Genomic DNA, 19303 nt, shown 5'->3' on the forward strand with positions numbered 1-19303 from the left:
GGGCCCTCGTGCCTGAATACCTCGCGCCTGCAGTATACGTGGAAGAGACGAGCTTCCGCTCCAAATCCATCGAAGGGGTGAGCACCAGCACCACTGGCTTCGCTGGGCCCGCGCGCAAGGGCCCGGTCGGCGAGCCCGAGCTCGTCACGAGCTTCGCCGATTTCGCGCGGCTCTTCGGCGGGCTCGCCGATCTCGATCTCGGCCAGGGCGTCGATCCCCTGAATTACCTCGCGCACGCCGTGCGCGCCTATTTCAACGAGGGAGGCGGCAGGCTCTACGTCGCCCGCGTCTTCGGCGGTGATCCGGAGACGGACGGGATCGCGAGCCTCACCTTCGCGGTGGGGGGTCACAACGTGACGCTCGCGGCACGCTTCCCCGGCAGCACGGGCAATGGCAAGTTCGTCTTCCGCGGCGTGAGGACGCCGGCCGCCGATGCGGCGCTCGCCGGCGCCTCCGAGGGGACGATCGCGGTCGTCACCGCGAACGCGTCGCCCGCGGCCGCGAAGGCCGACACGGCGCTCGGACCGACGTTCGACTTGAAGAACCTCACCACCCTCGAGCTCATCGCCGAGGCGAACAACGTCGCCACACCGAAGACCATCACGTTCAAGGGCAAATCGGCCGAGGTCACGTCGGATACGGTGGGCACGCCCGGGAACGTGACGATCGCCAATGGTGAGGCGCTCGTCATCGAGATCGGCGATCTCGAGCAGACGATCCCCCTCACGACCGGCACCTCGCTCGAGGCGATCGCCATCGAGATCAACAAGAGCCTGCGCGGCGGGTATGCGTTCGTGTCCGGCGCGACGCTCGTCCTCGGCACGGACGCGGCGGGCACGGGCGCTCGGATCGAGGTGAAATCGTCTCCCGCGACGATCGCGTTCACCACGCCGCTCAAGGACAATGCGAACGACACGGCGAACAACAACATCCCCGACATCCACGCGGTCGGGGTGAGCGACATCCAGGCCCGCATCAATGCGGAGAACCTCGCCGTCAAGGTGTTCATCGACAAGGACGGCAAACTCACGTTCGCCACGACGGCGACCGGCTCGAAGGCAAAGATCACGGTGGAGGGGACGGGGACCGCGAACGCCGCGCTCGGCTTCGACACCCAGGCCAACACGGTGGGCGAGGGCGACGGCAGCGCGACCGATCTGTTCTTCAAGAAGCTCGCGAATGGAAACTGGGCGGACGCGGACGGCAATACGAGCACGGCCGCGCAGCTGCTCGCGCAGGGGGATGTGTCCCTCTTGTCGCTCTCGCTCACGACGATCGACGCCGACGGCGACGAGACGACGTACGAAAACCTCGCGGTCGACAAGGCGCACCCGCGCTTCATCGGCAACGTCCTCCCACCGGACGCGAAGAGCCGCGCGGATCACCTCGGGCGCCTCTTCTCGGTGACGGTCTCGACGAACGTCGATACGTTCGATCTCTTGACGGCGCTGTTCGCGAACAGCGGCGTGCGGCAGCTCGCGGGCGGAGACGACGGCGGCGAGCCCGTCACGGCGAGCTACGCGAAGGGCTTCGCGGCGCTCGGCGGCGTCGAGGACATCTCGATCATCGCGGCCCCTGGCTCGTCGGCGTACACGGACGCGCACGGCATTCGGACCGAGCTCATCGCCGCGGCGGAGACGAGGCGCACCTACCGGATCGCGGTCGTCGATCCGCCGAAGGGCCTCACGATTTCGGAGGTCCAGACGCTCCGCGCGAAGCACGACTCGACGCGCGCGGCGCTTTATTACCCCTGGGTCGTCGTACCGAACCCGCTCGCGAGGCCCGGCAGCACGGACCCGCGCGAACTCGTGCTCCCCCCGTCCGGCTTCGTTTGCGGCATCTATGCCCGCAGCGACGTCGAGCGAGGCGTGTGGAAGGCGCCCGCGAACGAGGTCGTCCGGAGCGCGCTCCGCTTCGACACCGACGTGAATTTTGCGGAGCAGGAGGTCTTGAACCCGATCGGGATCAATTGCCTGCGTTACCTCTCCGGCCGCGGATACCGCGTCTGGGGCGCGCGCACGATGAGCTCGGATCCCGAGTGGAAATACGTCAACGTGCGCCGCTACTTCAACTACATCGAGCGCTCGATCGACGTCGGGACGCAATGGGCCGTCTTCGAGCCGAACGGCGAGCGGCTCTGGGCGAACGTACGCGAGACGATCGGCAGCTTCCTCTACAACGAGTGGCGCTCGGGCGCGCTGCTCGGCGCGGACGCGAAGCAGGCCTATTTCGTCCGCTGCGATCGCAGCACGATGACGCAGAACGACCTCGACAATGGCAGGCTCATCTGCCTCGTCGGCGTGGCCGTCGTCAAGCCCGCCGAGTTCGTCATCTTCCGGATCGGCCAGAAGACCGCCGACGCGGGCAACTGACGAGGAGAACGTAGATCGCCATGAGCACGAGCAAGCGACCGCCCTACGGGGCATTCAATTTCACGGTCTCAATCGACGGGAGCGACGCGTTCGGCGGGTTCTCGGACGTCTCCGGGCTCAACACCGAGTTCACGATGGCCGAGTACCGCGAGGGCAGCGACCCGGACAACCACGTCCGCAAGGTGCCCGGCATCTACAAGACGGGCGACGTCACGCTCAAGCGCGGCATCGTCGATTCCAGGGCGTTCTGGGACTGGATCGCCGACATCCGCAAGCGCGGGCCGCTCGGCCGCAAGGAGGTGCTCATCACGCTGCTCGACGAGGCACGCAAGCCCGTCCAGGCGTGGAAGCTCCTCAACGTGACCCCCATGAAATACACGGGGCCGACGCTCGCAGCGAAGGGCGGCGGCGACGTGGCCATGGAGGAGATCGTCCTCTCGGCCGAGGACATTCAAATGGGCTTCCCTGACGTCACCTGATCGACGGGGCTACGCGCGTGATGAACCGGCTCGTCTTCGATAGCGCCCCTCGGGCTCCCGCGAGGGGCAGTGCGCGAATGGATGTGGCCCTCTTCGTGGGGTTCGCCGAGCGCCGCGCCGATGTGCCCGTCGCGGCCTCGATCAAGCGCTGGCTCGAGGAGGCCGGTTGGACGCGCGGGCCTTACAAGCGAGACGACGAGGAGAATCCCACGCTCGTCGACGTGCCGGTGCCGATCGATCGATGGGAAACCTTCGATCGGCATTTCGCGTGGGATCGTCGCGACGGACTCTCGGCGCCGCGTGCCGGGACGTACCTCGGCGCCGCCGTCCGCTCGTTCTTCGCGCAAGGGGGGCGGGCGTGTTACGTCGTCGCGCTCGCCCCACCGAAATGGTCCGAGGGGAGCCAGAGTGACCGTTTGACGCACCTCGCGGAGCTGCTCCCCGGCGTGGGCGTGTCATTCGACGCGTCTCCCGTCGATCGGGCGCTCTGGAGGGGCGCGGCGCACGTGCTCGGTTTGCCCGACGTCTCGCTGCTCTGCTTGCCCGACCTCGCGGCGCTCTGCGCGGCCGACGTCGTTCCCCCGGCGCCGCCGGTGGTGCCTTCGGGCGCGCCCGAGGTCTTCGTGGAATGCTCGACGCCAGAGGCGTCTTCGACCTTCACCATGTCGCCGCCCGCCGCGGGCGTGCCTCGCTGCAATGCATTGGGGTACGACGCGTGGGCCACGTTCGTCGCGCGCGCGGGGGCGATGCTGGCGCGCCACGCGCGCGAGGTCGAGCTCGTCGCGGCGCTGCCCATTCCGCTCCGCGACGAGGATACCGCGCTCGCCGAGGAGGACCTGCACGCGTTTTTGCTCACGTCCGGCGGCGAGGGCGGCGCGTGGGCGCTCCTTCCTCGGATCGAGAGCTCATTCGTTCAAATCGTGTATCCGTGGGTGAAGACGCCGGCGTCGGCGCTCTTGCCCGGCGGCGTCGAGAGCCCCGACGCCGTGCTCGCGGGCGTGCTCGCGCGGAATGCCCTCGCGCGCGGCACGTTCCGCAGCGCGATGGGCGCGGAGCTCGCCGACGTATTCCAAATTTTCCCATTGCTCGAGCGCAGCGCGATCGCGTCGCGGCCGCGGGCTTCGATGCTCGGGCCGGTGACGAAGGGCGGGCACACGAAGCGCGCGCTCGACGTGCCGCTCGTCGACCGCATTTCGCTCCTCGGCACGACGCCTTCGGGCCTGCGGCTGCTCTCGGACGTCACGACCTCGCCGGACGAGGCATATCGTCAGGGCGGGCTGCAGAGGCTCGTCTCGGTGCTCACGCGCGCGTTGCGCGACGTCGGCGCCGCCATCGTGTTCGAGCCGGCCAATATGCAGACACGCGCGCGCATCGTGCGGCGTATCGAGGGGATCGTCACGCGGCTCTGGGAGCTCGGCGCGCTCCGCGGCGCGGCGCCGGAGGAGGCGTTTTCCGTGCGCTGCGACGATACCACGACGACGCAGGCCGACGTCGACGCGGGGCGCCTCGTGGCCGAGATCGAGTTTTCCCCGGCGCACGCGATCGAGCGCATTCGCGTGACATTGACGCTGCGCGAGGACGGCGCCGCGTCGCTCGGGAGGAGGGAGGCGCCGTGACGACGAAAGCGCCGTTCTTGCGACCGCCGATGTACGCGTTCCGGTTCGAGCTCGCGTTCGATCCGGAGCCGTTCAAGCGGCCGAAAGGCGAGACCGTCGGCTCGTTCGCCGAGTGCACCGGGCTCGAGGCCACGATGGAGCCGAAGGTGATCAAGGCGGGCGGGAACAATTATGGCGGAAAGCAGCTCGCCGGCCCCGTCACGTTCGCCACGGTGGTGCTCCGGCGCGGCATCTCGCGCGGCGGGCAGCTCTTCAAATGGTTTCACCGCGTGGCGAGCGGCGATTACGGTCATCGGTGTGGCGTGACGATCACCGTCTTCCCGCCCGACGGGGACAGCGAGCCGCTCCTCTGGAAGCTCTCGCGCGCCATGCCGGTGAAATTCAAGGCCGCCGATCTGAATGCGAGGGCCACCGAGGTGGGCATCGAGGAGCTGCACCTCGTCCACGAGGGGCTCACGCTCGAGCTCGGCAAGGGAGGCGGCAAGTGAGCGATCCGAAGCGAGCCCAGTTCGTGGTCAAGCGAGCTGGCGGCAAGAAGCAGACGATCGACGTCGATTTCAATCCGGCGTCGCTCCAGCTCACGATGGAGACCAAGCTCGCCCAGAGCAAGGACAAGAAGCTCGGCAAGCAGCAGGTCGTCAACGAGAGCACCTCGAAGCTCTCGATGGAGCTCGTGTTCGATACGACGGCCACGGGGGCGAACGTCTGCGACAAGACCGAGCAGGTCGCGCGCATGCTCGGCGACACGAAGGGCAGCCCCCCGCCCGAGGTCCTGTTTTCCTGGGGCGCATTCGCGTTCACGGGCCTCGTGGATTCGTACAAGGAGACGATCGAGTTTTTCTCGGCCGACGGCGTCCCGCTCCGCTCGACGGTCGCGCTCGGGATGACGAGCAAGAAGGACGTCTTCAATCGCGGCCCGGACGGCCTCAAGGCGGGCAAATGGGCCGGATCCTCGTCGATGGAGAAGGGCGCGACGGAGACGCCGCGCGCGCCGGGGCAATCGACGACGGACGCGGGCACGGAGGGCGGCGATCCGAACGCCGGCCGGGCGATCGCGGAGCAAAATAGCGAGGAAAACATGCGTTTTCCCGAGTCGGACACGCTCACCGTGGACGACGCGGCCCCGCTCGCGCCGCCCGTCCCGTTCGCCGAGGGGGGATCCGGCGCGGGGTTCGGTGCGTCGGCGGAGCTCGGATTCGGGATATCGGCCGAGTTCGGGATATCGGCCGAGTTTGGTATTGGTGTCTCGGCCGATTTCGGCGTGTCGGCCGAGTTCGGCCTCGGCGTCTCGGCCGATTTTGGGATCTCTGCCGATTTCGGCGGAGGAGGAGGTTCGTCCGGGATCGGGGGCTCCTCGGGTGGCGGCGTGCCCGGAGGTCTTGGTTCGTCGGCGGGGGGCACGAGCCGCCCCAGAGGTGCGTCGGCGGGACCCTCGCGTTCGTCCGGGGGCAGGACGCTCGGCGCCGTCGGGGCCGCGGGGCCGCGCGCGAGGCTCTCCGGCGGCGCTGCCGCCGGCGCGACGCGGGGGACGCGAAGTGGACTGCCCGGCCAAACCTCCGCCGCCGCAGGCGGTCCGGCCCGCGGGAGCCGCGCGTCGGCGGGCGTCCCGGCGACCCAGGGCGCTTTTGATGGCATTCACACGCCTTCCCCCGGGCAGGGGGCCGCGCGGAGGCCGCGGCTCGATCCTTCGCGGCTGCTCCCGTCGTCCGAGCCGGGAACGGAGCGCGTCGACGAGGACGCGGTGTTCGAGATCGGGGGCAAGCTCGTGGCCGGCGCGCCGCGGCTCGGCGGCGCGAAGAGGCGCGTTCGATTCGACGAGGAATGAGCATGCGCATATCGATCGACAAGGTGGTGGGCAGCGTCGTCCAGGGCCCCGGCGATGGCTCCGGCGGCGAGCTATCGAGCCCGCGCGACGCCGCGCCCGAGGAGGGCGCGCTGGTCGAGGAGCGCATCGACGAGATCGAGCGCGAGCTCCGCATTCGCGCCGCGCGGCGAGCGCGTCGCTGTGCCGATTGAAAGGTCCCCGGGCGAGCACGAACGACCATGGCCGAGACGAACCTCACCGAAGAAGACATCAACCGCGTGCGGCCGACCGTGCGGGTCTCCGGCAAGGCCTCCGACGGGGTGACGAGGCTCTTGTCGAGCATGCGCATGGAGGAATCCGAGGGCGGGATGTCGTCGCTCGAGTTGCGCCTGCTCAATGCCGCGCGCTTCGAGGACGGCGAGGTCGAGCTCGCCTTCGAGGACGAGGCCACGATCCGGCACGGCGTCGAGATCGCGGTTTATGCGGGTGACGAGCTGAGCCCGCAGGAGATCTTCCGCGGCCTCGTCACGGGGCTCGAGGGGACGTTCGAGGTCGGTGTGGCGCCGGAGCTCTTCGTGCTCGCGGAGGATGCGCTCCAGCGGGCGCGCTTGTCGAGGCGAACCCGCGTGATCGAGGACGCGCGCATCGATTCGATCGCGAAGGAACTCGCCTCGCGCATCGGCCTCGATCCCGCCGTGAAAGGTTTCACGGAGTCGCTCGGCACGCAGGTGCAGCTCGACGAGACGGACCTCGCATTCCTGCGGCGCATGCTCGCCGCGCGTGACGGCGACGTGCAGGTGGTGGGCAAAGAGCTGCACGTCTCGCCGCGCAAGGACGTCCGCCGCGGCGTGCTCGAGCTCATGCTCGGCCGCACGCTGCGCCGCGCGCGCGTCACGGCCGATCTGGCGCATCAGGTCACCGAGGTGACCGTGGGCGGCTGGGACGCGGTCGCGGGCCGGAGGGTCGAGGGCAGCGGCACAGGGACGAACCTCGGGCCCGGCGCGGGGCGGCGCGGATCGGCGCTGCTCGAGGCCGCCGTGGGCGCGCGAATCGAGCACCTGCGCGACGTGCCTGCGACGACGGACGACGAGGCGCGCGCGATTGCGGAGGCGAGCTTCGATCGCCGGGCGCGCCGGTTCGTCTGCGTCGACGCGACGGCTGAGGGCAACCCTGCGCTGCGCGTGGGCACGCACGTCCGCCTCATCGGCCTCGGCCCGCGGTTCGACAATACGTACGTCGTCGTGCGGGCCCAGCACCGCTTCGACGTCGAGCGCGGGTACGAGATCGATTTCGAGGCCGAATGCGCCTTCCTGGGAGGACCGTGATGCAAGCCCCCGAAGCCCCTCGAACCCCGAGCCTCGGCGCGCTCCACGGGACCTATCTCGGCCGCGTCGTCGACGTCGCCGACCCGGAAAACCTCGCGCGGGTAAAGGTTCGGCTCACGACGACGTCGCCGGGCGTCGGTGATACCGACGCCGCGGTGTGGGCCCGCGTCGCGGTCCCGTTCGCCGGGGGCGGTCGGGGCGCGTTTTTCCTGCCAGACGTCGACGACGAGGTCGCGGTCGTGTTCGTCAATGGGGATCCGCGCCAGCCGCTCGTCGTGGGTGGGCTCTGGAGCGGCTCGGCGAAGGCGCCGGACGAGCTCGGCGGCAATCGCGTCGATCGGTGGACGATCACCGGAAAGCGGGGCAGCCGCGTCGCGATCGTCGAGGCGGCGGACGGGCAGGCGACGGTGACGATCAGCACGCCCGGCGGCGAATCGATCACCGTCGAGCAGACGAGCGGCGGCCGTATCGTCGTCGAGGCGGCGAACAACAAGATCACCCTCGACACAAAGGGCGTGACGGTCGACGCGGCCCAGAAGGTGACGGTCAACGGCGCCCAGGTCGAGGTCAATGCGGCCGACGTCAAGGTCAACGCCGTGATGTCGACGTTCTCGGGCATCGTAAAATGCGACGTCCTCCAGGCGGTGACCGTCGTCGCCAATACCTACACGCCGGGAGCTGGGAACGTATGGTAGCGCATCCGGTTTCATTGCGAGGGCTCGGGTTCGACGGGCGGACGGGGGATCCGCTCCCCGCCGAAGGGGGCCGTCCGGTGCTCGTCGAGCGAACGGACGACGATTTCGTCGTGGCTCTCCTCGCGGAGCTCGCGACCGCCGAGGGGCGCAAGGCGATCGCGAAGGCGACGCGGAGCGCGGGCGAGCCCGTCACGTCCCTCTCGCTGCTTCAGCCCGTTCACCGCTCGTTTTACCTCGCGGTGTTCGAGGTCGTCTGCGAGGTGTTCGGCGAACCTCGCCTCGATCCGAAGCAGATCGACTCCGCGGGCCTCGTGCTGCGGCGCGTGAACAAATCGGGCGCGCGCGAGGGGTGGATGCGCAAGAATGGGCAGGCGGTCGGCTGGGTCGAGCTCGGCCCGGAGGAGCTCGATCGGGACCCGGATCCCGCGCGCCGGAAATCGCCCCACGCGGCCGGCAATGCCGAGATCGAGGCTCGGCTCGCCTCGACCCTCGGCGCGCCCGATCCGCTCGAGGAGGCGACGACCCTGCTCTTCGTCGCGCCGCCGAACGTCTGCGCCGCGGTGGGAAAAACCATTCTTTATGGGCTCGTGCCCCTCGCCAGCAGCGAGTTCGCGAGGACGAACCTGGCCCCGCCGAAATACGACGAGGGCGAGATCCGCGACATGCTCTCGCCTTATTTCGTCGTCTCGCCCTCCGCGCCGAGCTTGCGCGGGCTCGCGGGTAAAACATTCACGCGCAAATGGCGCGAGGAGCTCGCGGAGGACAAGACGTTCCTCGCCGAGGCGGGGGGCGACAAGGCGCTCGCCGAGACGCTCAGGAACACCGCCGTCGCGACGCTCGAGCGATTCGTGATCATGCTGCGCGGCCTCTCCGCCGTGTTCGATGCATTCGAGAATCCGAGCATGAAGAAAGCGCTCGATGGCGTGCTCCTGCCCTACAAGGGCGAGGCCAAAGGGCGCCCCGCGGGCAAGACGCTCGCGGACGCCGCGGAAGTGTTCGTTCATGACAAGCGCAACCAATCGTTCGTGATGCCCGCGTCGTGGCCGGCGATCACGCAGGCGCAGGCGGCGACGATCGCGGCCGCTGCGTCGCTCGCGTCGCAGAAGCGCGTCGCCGCGATCGCGCCGCGGCGGGGGCGCTTCGACGACATCGACGCGACGTACGAGATCCAGGCGTTCGTCCGGGTGAAGCGCGACGACGGGTGCCCGCCGAAGCTTTCGTTTTGCGCAGCGCCGAGCCGCGGCTTCCGCGTGGCGCCCTGGTACGAGAATGGCAACCTGCCGCCGATCCAGGTCGCGCTGCCGCCCATCGACAAGGACAACATCAAGAAGTTTTTGCCGAACGTGGCCTTCCGCGTCCCGAAGAACATCTTCGACATGCTCGCGAAGAACAAGCCCGAGGATTTCCTCGACGGGAAGGCGAAGGAGGGCGGCGGCGGGATCGACTGGATCTGCGGGTTCAACATCCCGATCATCACGCTCTGCGCGTTCCTCGTGCTGAACATCTTCATCGGGCTCTTCAACATCGTCTTCTTCTGGATTGCATTCATCAAGATATGCATCCCGGTGCCGAAGAGCCTCACCCAGGGCCTGCCGAAAGGGATGACGTCATGACCAGCCGCGCCTCGCCCCCGCGCCCGCCGGTGGGTTTTCCCTTGCTCGCCGTGCCCGACGACGCGGGCGAACTGCATTTCCCCACGCTCGAGGAGAGCGTGCGCCAGGCGATTCAGATCATCCTGCGCACGCGCCCGGGCGAGCAGCTCATGCGCCCGGCGTTCGGCGCGGGGCTCGAGAGCTTCGTGGGCGAGCCGAGCACGCTCGCCACGCGGCGCCGCATCCGCGACACCATCGCCGATGCGCTCGCCCGCTGGGAAGACCGCATCGACGTCGAGCGCATCGACGTCGTTGACGTGGACAGCGCGCCCGCGGAGGTCCGCGTGGAGATCGTCTACCGCCTGCGCCGCACGGGTCTCGTGCAATCGCTCGGGCTGACCATGGATCTCGGAGGATAGGATGCCGATCGTCCCTCCCCGCCTCGATGACCGCAGTTTTGAGGATCTCGTCGACGAGCTCGTCGCGCGCATCCCGGGGCATACCCCGGAATGGACGCACCCGCGGGTCGGAGATCCAGGGCGGACGCTGCTCGAGCTCTTCGCCTGGCTCGCGGATACGATTCTTTATCGCGCGAACCTGATCCCGGAGCGGCAGCGGCTCGCCTTCTTGCGCCTGCTCGGCATCCGGATGCGGCCCGCCGCCGCCGCGACGGGGCTCGTCGCCGTGCGATACCCGGAGAGCGAGCGAAAGCTCCAGCCGACCGTGGTCCTGCGCCCGCTCGCGACGGTGAAGGGGCCGGCCACGTTCGAGACGCGCGCCGAGCTCACCGTGCCCCACGTCTTCGGCGAGGTGTATTGCAAACGCCCGCTCACCGACGACGAGCGCACCGGAATGGCGAAGCTCCTGCCGGGGCTCAGGCGCGTGTATGGCCTCGACGCGAACGAGACGGCGTCGTTTTACAAGACGACCCCGGTTTTTCCGGGCGGCGCCGCCGAGCCGGCGGGGTTCGATCTCGCCACGCGCGCGGTGGATCGATGCCTCTGGATCGCGCTCCTCGCGCCGAAGGTGGATCCGGTGCCGCCCCAGACGTCGGCCGCAGCCGCGGCGGCCGCGGTGACAGCGCTGCGCGAGGATTTCGAGGGCAAGACGACCGGAGCGCCGCGCGTCCTCTCCGTGGGCATTGCTCCGGCGATCGTGGTCCCGGAGCTCTTCGAAGACATCGGCCCCCGCGCCCGCGTCCCGCACACGTGGGAAATCATCGTGCAATCGCCGGCTGGAGCCGAGCCGACGTATCAGAGGCTCGCCGTCGCGCGCGACACGACGATGGGTTTGACCCGCACGGGCGTCGTAGAGCTCGTCATGCCCGGGGGCGGGATCGACGTGCCTGCCGACGACGTGCGAAAAGATCTACATGCGGGCGTCGGCGACAGGCCGCCGCGGCTCGACGATCCGGACAGGGCCTCGCGGCTCGTCGCGTGGATCCGGCTCCGGCCGACCGCGCGCGTCGAATCGCTCGCGCTCGCGTGGGCCTCGGTGCACGCCGTCGAGATCGAGCACCGCACGACCGCAACGGGCGTCGTGATCGGAGAGAGCAACGGCACGGCCGACCAAGAAATGCGTTTACCTTCGCGCTCCGTCGAGGAAGACTCGCTCGAAATCGAGGTCGAGGAGCCCGGGCTCGGATACCGGGGTTGGCAGAGGATCGACGATCTCGTTTTCGCGGGCCGCGACGACGTCGTTTTCGAGCTCGACGCCGAGGCGGGCACCATTCGATTCGGCGACGGCGCGCGTGGCCGTATCCCGGGCTCCGGGATGCGCGTGCGCGTCGCGCGGGCGAGGGCCGGCGGCGGGAGCGCGGGCAACCTGCCGCCCGGCACGTTGAAGGAGATCGACGCATTCACGGTGACGGGCGTGCGTCCAGGCAAACTCGAGGTATTGCAGCGGCTGGCGACGACGGGCGGGAAAAATGCCGAGACCCTGGCCGAGGCCGAGCGGCGCATCCCCGCGACGTTGCGCCACGGCGAGCGCGCGGTGACGGCCGACGATTATCGCAGGCTCGCGGCGGAGACCCCGGGCGTGACGCTCGGCCGCGTCGAGGTGCTGCCGCGATTCAAGCCTCACCAGCGCCGCGAGGACGTGCCGGGCGTCGTCTCCGTGATGGCGTTGCCCTTCTCGGGCTCGTTACGCGCGCCGAACCCGCGGGCCGATCGGCCCATGCTCGAGGCCGTGCACGCGCACCTCGACGCGCGCCGCCCGCTTGCGGGCGAGCTCTACGTGATCGGATGCGAATACGTCCCCGTGGGGGTCGGCGTCGGCATCACGATACGCGAGGGGTTCGGTCGCGAGGCGGTCATCAATGCGGTGCGCGAGATCCTCGGTCGTTTCTTGTGGCCGCTCCCGCCGGGAGGGCCCAATGGCGCGGGCTGGCCCATTGCGCGGTCGGTGCGGGACCGTGAAATCGAGGTCGTCGTCGCGCAGGTCCCGGGCGTCGAGACGATCCTCGGCGTGCGCCTCTTCAGCGCCGGGGCGCTCGTGAAGCTCCCGCCGCGCGGCGACGGATCGATGGGCGCTGCCCGTTACGAGCGCGTATTGACGCCGAGAGGCAGCGCCGCGCAGAGCTCCGCGTCCGCCGAGGCGCAGCGCTTCGTCGCGCTCGAGGGCGGGGGCGCGCCGGTCGAGCTCGTCCTCCGGCCCTGGCAGCTGCCCGAATTGCTCGGCGTCGTCGTCGACGCGGACGGCGCGGTGCCGACGGATCTGCATGCGAGCCCCGATCCTTTCGCGGGCGAGCGTGGGATCGCGGTGCCGGTCGTGCCGGAGGTGTGCTGACATGGATGCGAACAAGCAGCGCTTCTGGATGCTCGCGGAGCGCGCTCGCTTTTCGCCCGCGACCCAGCAAGACGAGCATCGGATCCGTTTCGAGGACGAGCGTCGCGCCTTGCGCCTGCAGAGCGTGCTCGCGGATCCGCCGTGGCGGGATGCCAATCAAATCGTTGCTCCGGGCATCATCCTTCCGTACCTGACGAACGTGCCGGCATCGATCGATCGATTCGGCACGTGGGCGTATTTCGACGGCGTCAACGTCGTCGCGGCCGGTGCGGGGCCCGAGCCGCACGTGATCCTGGATTCGGCGGCGCTCCTTCCGTACGGCAACGTCACCGACGTGGCGATCGGCTACGACGACATCCTTTATGTCGCGGCCGGCGGAAACGTCGTATTGCTGGACCTACGCCGCCGGTTCGCCCCGGTGCAGCTCTCGACCCCGGGTTTTTCGGCGTGGCGGCTCGCGGCGCACCCGGCGGGCGGCTGCGTCGCCCTCTCGGGGCCGATCGCGCCGGGGCAGCTTCAACCGACGCCGATTCCCTCGTCGATGAGCGCCCGCTTCGCGCGGGTCGTGGGGCGCCCCCTGCCTTTCGTGCCCCCGGAGGCTCCGCCGGGGGTCTTCGAGCCGAGCGAGAGAAACCCGAATCCGCCCGAGATTTCGATGCAATCGCTGGGACTCTTCCAGGGCATACACCCGGCCGCGGTCGCCGTGAGCCCGGGCGGGCGAGTCGCCGTCGTCTGCTGGCGACAGCCGGCGCAGGATGGGACGATCGCTCCCGCGGAGCTGCGGTTCGTCGGGGAAAACGGTCTCGGCGACGCGATCCCGCTCCAGGGGCTCTCCCGCCCGACGAGCTTCACGTGGCTCGCGGAGGGTACAATCGCCGTGATCTTCCGCGTCTCCGAGGGCACGATGCTCGGCGGCAAGGCCGTCGCGCTCGCCTATTCGATCGGAAAAGATGGCGAGCCCGCGGTGCCGCTCGGCGATTATTATCCACTGCCGCCGAAGACGGCTCATTTTTTGCACTCGGTGTCCTCTCCGCCTCATTACGATCCCGGTGCAGGCGAGCCTCCGGCGCCCTTCCACCAGGTCTCGTTTCCCTCCTATGCGACGAGCGGCGAGATGGAGAACGCGATGGGCGACGGCGTCCCGCCGATCGACGCGGGGGAGCCGGGCGCGACGTGGCACCGCATCTACCTCGAGGCCTGCTTGCCCGTGCGCACGGGCGTCCGCGTCTTTCTAGCCGCGACGAATACGCTCGAGCGCCCGTCTCGGGAGGACGCGGGCGCGTGGTACGAGCACCTTTTCGGCGACGTCGAGCCTCGATCGAATGCGCCCGACGTGCCGCGGGGCGCGTGGGTGCCCGCGGCCTCCGAGTTGCCCTTCCACGAGGGCCTCTTGTCGGGCGACATCGAGCCGGAGCGGAGGGGGCTCTTCACCGCGCTCGTCCAGCGCAGCAACAGGCGCGTGCGCTCGCTCCGGGGCCGTTATCTCTGGGTGCGCATCGAGCTCGTCGGCGACGGCCGCGCGACGCCCGAGGTCGCCGCGTTGAGGATGTATGGCCCCCGTTTTTCCTACTTGAACCAATACCTGCCCGAGCTCTATCGGGAGGAGATCTTCGGCGAGGAGGCCGACGCGTCTCTGGCGCGCGCGACGCCCGCGGATTTTTTGGAGCGTTTCCTCGGGATCGTCGAGGGCGTGCTCACCCCGATCGAGGATCGCGTGGCGAGCGCTTTCATGCTCACCGATCCACGCAAAGCGCCGGGGGAATCGCTCGAATGGCTCGCGAGCTTCATCGGCCTGAGCTTCGATCCGCTGGTCCCGGAGGCGCGGCGCCGGCGCCTGCTCACGGCAGCGCCTCGCATTCGGCCCTGGCGCGGGACGCTCCGGGGTTTGTCGCTCGCGCTCGATGCGGTCACGGACGGCGCCGTCGCCCGGGGAGCGCTCGTCATCGTCGAGGATTTCAGGCTCCGGCGTACGTTCTCGACGATCCTCGGGGCGAACCTCGACACGGAGGACGACCCGCTCCTGCCGGGGCTCGTCGAGAGCGGTAATTCCTATGTGGGGGATACGCTGTTTCTGGGCGCCGAGGGGCAAAAGGAGTTCCTCGCGCTCTTCGGCGAGGGAATCGAGCGGACGGCCGCGGAGCACGAGGCCGTGGAGGCCTTTTTCGAGAGGCTCGCGCATCGCGTGACGATCCTCGTCCACGAGGCGCTCCCCCCGGCCGACATCGCGCTCGTGCGGCGCTTGGCCGAGCTCGAAGCGCCTGCGCACGTGCGTGTCTCCGTCGCGAGGGCGAGCCACCCGTTCATGGTCGGCATTGCCTCGCTCGTGGGCGTCGACAGCTTCCTCGGCGCGCCGGTTTTACCGGGCTCGGTGCGTGTCGGTCGGAGCGCGCTCGGGGTGCGTGACGTCCTCGCCCGTTTGCCCAGCCTGGATCCTAGATTGGAAGGAGGAGATTCGCAATGAGCACGCCGAAGGATCCCCTGCTCGAGGCGGAGGCGCCTGATCGCGTCCATTACGCGACGGGCGTGTTGCTCGATGCCGCGGATTTCGTGGCCGAGCAGTCGTACCATCGCGGCCGGCTCGCGCGGGCGCTCGCGTATCTGCACGGATTCGGGACGGTGGCGGGCCTCTTGGTGCACCACAAGCCGCCCGTGAACGGCAGCGCGGAGGAGCTCGAGGTGAAGCCCGGGATCGCACTCGATCCCCTCGGGCGGCTCGTCGAGGTGCCCCGAGCCGCGTGCGTGCGCGTGAAGCGCTGGTACGAGGGGCACGACGAGGATGTCTTCAATGGATCGGTCGTGCGTACGGACGGCAATTACGGGATCGGGCCGGCGACGGGAGATCCGTACCTCGCGCGCGGCGTCGTGGCCGACGTCTTCCTCCGCTTCTCGAGCCAGCCGCGCGGAAAAACCCCGGCGCTCGCGGCGGGCCCGTTCGACGCGACAGACGCCGTCCAGCCGGCGCGAATGAGGGACGGATACGAGCTCCGATGGGTGCTGCGCACCGAAAACACCGTGCCGCCCGTCCCCGTGGCGCCGTGGCCTCTGCCCGAGGGCGGCGTGCCATTCACCAATCCCGCAGATCCGAGCGATCTCGTGCAGCGCCGCAGGAACGTGCGAGACACGATCCTCTCGTCCTGGCATGACAACCGCGAGGCGCAGCTCGAGGCGATTCGGAAGGACACGTTCTTGCCCGAATCGATGCGCAAGGATCCGGATACGGTGGACGGAGATCCCGACCCGGCGTGGATCCTGCTCGCTCGGGTCGTCATCGGTATCACGGCAGGGCAAACCGAGACGGCCGACGACGGTACGTCGCGGCCGCTCCGGAATGGCACGGTCTTCGTGGACAAAGAGCACAGGCCTTTCTCGTTGTCCGCGGCGGCACTCTCTTGGTGGTTGGGATTCTGAGGAGCGACCGAGGAGATGGCGATGTCCTTCGATCCGACGAATGTCCCCGCGCGGGGCACCCTTTCGAGCGAGGATGCGGGAGCGCTGCTCGCGAAGGGCGCGCTCGTTGCCGACGACAGGCGCGTGCGCTCGACCTATTTCGACGGCCGGTTCCTGACCGCCAAGGATCTCACGCGCGACCAGGTCCATTTCCTCACGCGCCAGGCCGATCTCGGGCGCGCCATCGGCGGCGGCGTCGTGAGCGGCCTCGTCGTCGACATGGGCACGGTCCGCGGCCGCTCGGATGGAACGATCAAGATTTCGCGCGGGCACGGGCTCACGCTGGGAGGCGAGATCGTCGTGCTCGGCAAGGACGTGACCCTGCGCGTCGACGGAATCCCCGAAATGCAGCAGATCGACGCGGCGCTCGGGCTCGCGCGCATCCCGAATGCGCCGACGCGCACGCGCACGGGCCTCTACGTCCTCGCGCTCCGGCCGGTCGAATACACGACGAACCCCGTCGCGTCCTATCCGACGTCGCTCGACGGCGGGCGGTCGACGCACGACGCGGACATCGTCGAGGCCGTCGCGATCACGCTCTTGCCTTATCCCGAGCGCATCGCGACGGGCACGCTCGACGAGCGCCGGAGCCGCGCGGCCCACGCGATCTTCGTGGAGCGCGCGCGCCCGGGCACGCGCGAGGATGCGCTCGCGCTCGCGCTCGTCGCGCTCGATCACGGGGCCCTGCAATGGATCGATTCGTTCCTCGTCCGCCGCGAGGTCGCCCAGGAGCAAGGCAACATCCTCGGCGTCAGCGGCCCGTCGCGACCGCTGCGAGAGGCGCACCTGCTCCAATACGACGCGCACCTCTCCGACGTCCTCGAGGCGCGCGCGCTCATGGGTCGCGGGCAGTCTTTCCCGGCGATCGACCATTTCCTCGCGTTGCCCCCGGCGGGGCGCTTGCCGCTCGCGGCGGTCGACGTCACTGCCGGTAAGCAGTGGTTTTTCCCGCCCGAGGTCGAGGTGTCGCTCTCGGTCGTGCCGGACGACGAGCTCGGCGCGGTGCTCGACGAGGCCGCGCACTTGCCGCCCATCGATTTGAGGCTGCAGGGCGTGGCGCTCGAGGGCGCGAGCGTGATCGTGCTCATCCCGGTGCCGCGCGCGCAGATGGACGAAATGATCGCGACGCTCGGGCCCGCGGATCTCGCCACGACGCCGCAGAACCAGGCCGCGTGGGCGGCCGCGATCGCGCAGACGTCGGGCGGATCGTTGTGGTTCGTCCGTCGAAAGAATTTCACGCCCAAGGGAGTGCTGCATTTCCCCTACAGTTGAACCGAACGCGCGAGCCCCGTTTCGAGCTTCAGGAGCCCAGGAAATGGCGATGTCCTCCAATCCGACGACGGTCCCGGCGCGATACAACATCCCGAGCACGCTCGCGCGCACCCTCGCGAAAGACGGCGCGCTCGTCGCGGACGATCGGCGCGTGCGCTCGTCCTATTTCGACGGCCGCTTCCTCACTGCGAAAGATCTCACCCGCGATCAGGCGCATTTTGCGACCCGGCAGGCCGATCTCGCGCGGGGCGTCGGAGGCGGCGTCGTCCGGGGGCTGCGCGTCTACCCAGGGATCACCTCGCACGTGCCCGATGGGACGATCAAGATTGACCGCGGGCACGGCATCACGCCGGGCGGCGAAATCGTGGTCCTCGGCGAGGACCTCACGCTCCGGCTCGACGCCGTGCCCGATATCGAGAGGCTCGACGCAGCGTTCGGGATCTCGCGCATCCCGAGCGCGCCGGCCCGCCACCGCACCGGGCTTTATGTCCTCGCGCTCCGCCCGGTCGAATACACGGCGAACCCCGTGGCGCAATACCCCGCGTCGCTCGAGGAGGGGCGCGTCGCGCACGACGCCGATGTCGTCGAGGCGGTCGCGATCACGCTCATCCCGTTCCCGGAGCGCGCCGCGAGCGGATCGCTCGAGGACCGCAGGCACCGCGCCGTGCACGCGATCTTCGTGAGGGGAGCCTCGCCCGGGGCCCGTGAGGACGTCCTGCCCATCGCGATGGTGGCGCTCGATCACGGCGTCTTGCAATGGATCGATCCCTACCTCGTGCGCCGCGAGGTGGTCGTCGAACGGACGCACGTGCTCGGGGCCGGGAGGCCTTCGCGGGCGCAGCGCGAGGCGCACCTGCTGCAATACGACGCGCACATCTCCGAAGTCTTCGGCGCCAGCGTCGATCAGGCCCAGAGCGGGCCGATAGCCGCGACCGAGCGTTTCCTGGCATTGCCGCCGGTCGGGCGCATCCCGAAGGCGTCGATCGACATCACGGGAGGCAAGCAACACTTCTTTCCGCCGGAGATCGAGGTGTCGATCGGCGGCGTACCGGAGGACGAGCTCCCGGCGGTGCTCGACGAATGCATGCTGATGCCGCCGATCGATCTGACGCAAGGGAGCGAGTCGCTCGAAGGGACGAGCGTGATCATCCTCGTGCCGGTGCCCCGCGAGGCGATGATCTTCACCGGCGCGTATTCGCTCAGGGACCTGGCGTCTGCGAGCGCCAACGCGGCGATCTGGCTCTCGGTGATCCAGTCTGCCCCCTCCGAGACGGTTTGGTACGTGCGGCGGAAGAATTTCCTCTCGGCCTCGGCGCTCGGTGAGCTCGAAATGCCGGGGTACAACCCCGATGCCATCCCGCCACCACCGCCGGACCTGGTCGGGCCCGCGTGGGCTTTCATCTCGACCTACCTCTCCGATCTGCAGCTCCTGGAGAATTACGAGATAAAAATCGTGACCCTCCAGAACGGCGAGTTCGACGAGGACCTCGTGCTCGCCGTCGCCGCCTTGCTCGAGCTCCACGCGAACGCCACGCGCGTCTTGCGCTGGGGGCTCGTGGGCGAGCTGTTCGCCCCTGCAGATTCACTCGCAGACCCGGCGGTGGTCGGGCCGAGGTTCGCCACGCTCGACGCGGGGGCGCTGTCCGATATCGAAAGCGCCGTCGAGGGGTCGACGCTCGGGGTCACGGGCGCATCGGCCAAGGGCTTTGCCACGTGCCTGTGCGTCCCCGAAATCGTGCGCCACGTGAAGGGGGATACCCAGGGGGACGGTCTCACGAGGATCGGGGAGTTCCTCGACGGCAACTCGAGCGGGGACCAGATCGCGGTCCTCCTGAAAAACTACTTCCATCCGAACACGATCCGGATCACCGGGCCGTCGGGGACCACCCGGCGCTGAGACCTGAAGGGTAAACC

Annotated in this window: 15 protein-coding genes; all 15 read left to right on the plus strand. The window is 69.2% G+C overall.

Translation table 11 applies throughout. The annotated features are described in order from the left end of the window. The first annotated feature begins 8 nt into the window (after window positions 1-8). Entirely contained in the window at window positions 9-2372 is a 2364-nt protein-coding gene (locus KEG38_RS55540) for a phage tail sheath family protein (protein WP_272420661.1), read from the plus strand. Between the two features lie 20 nt (window positions 2373-2392). Further along, complete coding sequence (locus KEG38_RS17155) at window positions 2393-2851, plus strand: phage tail protein (protein WP_271926574.1); 459 nt, start codon at window positions 2393-2395, stop codon at window positions 2849-2851. A gap of 77 nt (window positions 2852-2928) precedes the next feature. Next, window positions 2929-4467 (plus strand): phage tail sheath C-terminal domain-containing protein, encoded by a 1539-nt coding sequence (locus KEG38_RS17160; protein WP_272420663.1) that lies wholly within the window; start codon window positions 2929-2931, stop codon window positions 4465-4467. Continuing rightward, window positions 4464-4955, plus strand: coding sequence for a phage tail protein (locus KEG38_RS17165; RefSeq protein ID WP_272420665.1), 492 nt, complete (start codon window positions 4464-4466; stop codon window positions 4953-4955). The genes KEG38_RS17160 and KEG38_RS17165 overlap by 4 nt, the downstream gene beginning before the upstream one ends. Next, window positions 4952-6292: a CIS tube protein gene (locus KEG38_RS17170; protein WP_272420667.1), complete on the plus strand. Its 1341-nt coding sequence runs from the start codon at window positions 4952-4954 to the stop codon at window positions 6290-6292. Before KEG38_RS17165 ends, KEG38_RS17170 begins: the two co-directional genes overlap by 4 nt. A 2-nt stretch (window positions 6293-6294) precedes the next feature. Then, complete coding sequence (locus KEG38_RS17175) at window positions 6295-6483, plus strand: hypothetical protein (RefSeq protein WP_272420669.1); 189 nt, start codon at window positions 6295-6297, stop codon at window positions 6481-6483. 27 nt (window positions 6484-6510) lie between these two features. Continuing rightward, window positions 6511-7596 carry a phage late control D family protein gene (locus tag KEG38_RS17180; protein ID WP_272420671.1) on the plus strand — a complete coding sequence of 362 codons (1086 nt, stop codon included), beginning with the start codon at window positions 6511-6513 and terminating at the stop codon, window positions 7594-7596. Beyond that, window positions 7596-8291, plus strand: a complete 696-nt coding sequence (locus tag KEG38_RS17185) for a phage baseplate assembly protein V (RefSeq protein WP_272420673.1) — start codon at window positions 7596-7598, stop codon at window positions 8289-8291. The genes KEG38_RS17180 and KEG38_RS17185 overlap by 1 nt, the downstream gene beginning before the upstream one ends. Then, window positions 8285-9904: a hypothetical protein gene (locus tag KEG38_RS17190; protein WP_272420675.1), complete on the plus strand. Its 1620-nt coding sequence runs from the start codon at window positions 8285-8287 to the stop codon at window positions 9902-9904. The genes KEG38_RS17185 and KEG38_RS17190 overlap by 7 nt, the downstream gene beginning before the upstream one ends. Beyond that, window positions 9901-10302, plus strand: a complete 402-nt coding sequence (locus KEG38_RS17195; RefSeq protein WP_272420677.1) for a GPW/gp25 family protein — start codon at window positions 9901-9903, stop codon at window positions 10300-10302. The genes KEG38_RS17190 and KEG38_RS17195 overlap by 4 nt, the downstream gene beginning before the upstream one ends. Window position 10303: 1 nt before the next feature. Continuing rightward, window positions 10304-12670 carry a putative baseplate assembly protein gene (locus tag KEG38_RS17200; RefSeq protein ID WP_272420679.1) on the plus strand — a complete coding sequence of 789 codons (2367 nt, stop codon included), beginning with the start codon at window positions 10304-10306 and terminating at the stop codon, window positions 12668-12670. A 1-nt stretch (window position 12671) separates the two neighbouring features. After that, entirely contained in the window at window positions 12672-15131 is a 2460-nt protein-coding gene (locus tag KEG38_RS17205; protein ID WP_272420681.1) for a phage tail protein, read from the plus strand. Beyond that, the gene (locus KEG38_RS17210) at window positions 15128-16078 is read left to right on the plus strand and encodes a hypothetical protein (protein WP_272420682.1); all 951 of its coding nucleotides are present in this window, start codon (window positions 15128-15130) and stop codon (window positions 16076-16078) included. Before KEG38_RS17205 ends, KEG38_RS17210 begins: the two co-directional genes overlap by 4 nt. A 21-nt stretch (window positions 16079-16099) precedes the next feature. Next, entirely contained in the window at window positions 16100-17389 is a 1290-nt protein-coding gene (locus KEG38_RS17215; protein ID WP_272420684.1) for a hypothetical protein, read from the plus strand. Window positions 17390-17438: 49 nt separating this feature from the next. Further along, window positions 17439-19286: a hypothetical protein gene (locus KEG38_RS17220; RefSeq protein WP_272420686.1), complete on the plus strand. Its 1848-nt coding sequence runs from the start codon at window positions 17439-17441 to the stop codon at window positions 19284-19286. The last annotated feature ends 17 nt before the right edge of the window (window positions 19287-19303 follow it).

Source organism: Polyangium jinanense (assembly GCF_028435265.1).
GTDB classification, from domain to species: Bacteria; Myxococcota_A; Polyangia; order Polyangiales; family Polyangiaceae; genus Polyangium; species Polyangium jinanense.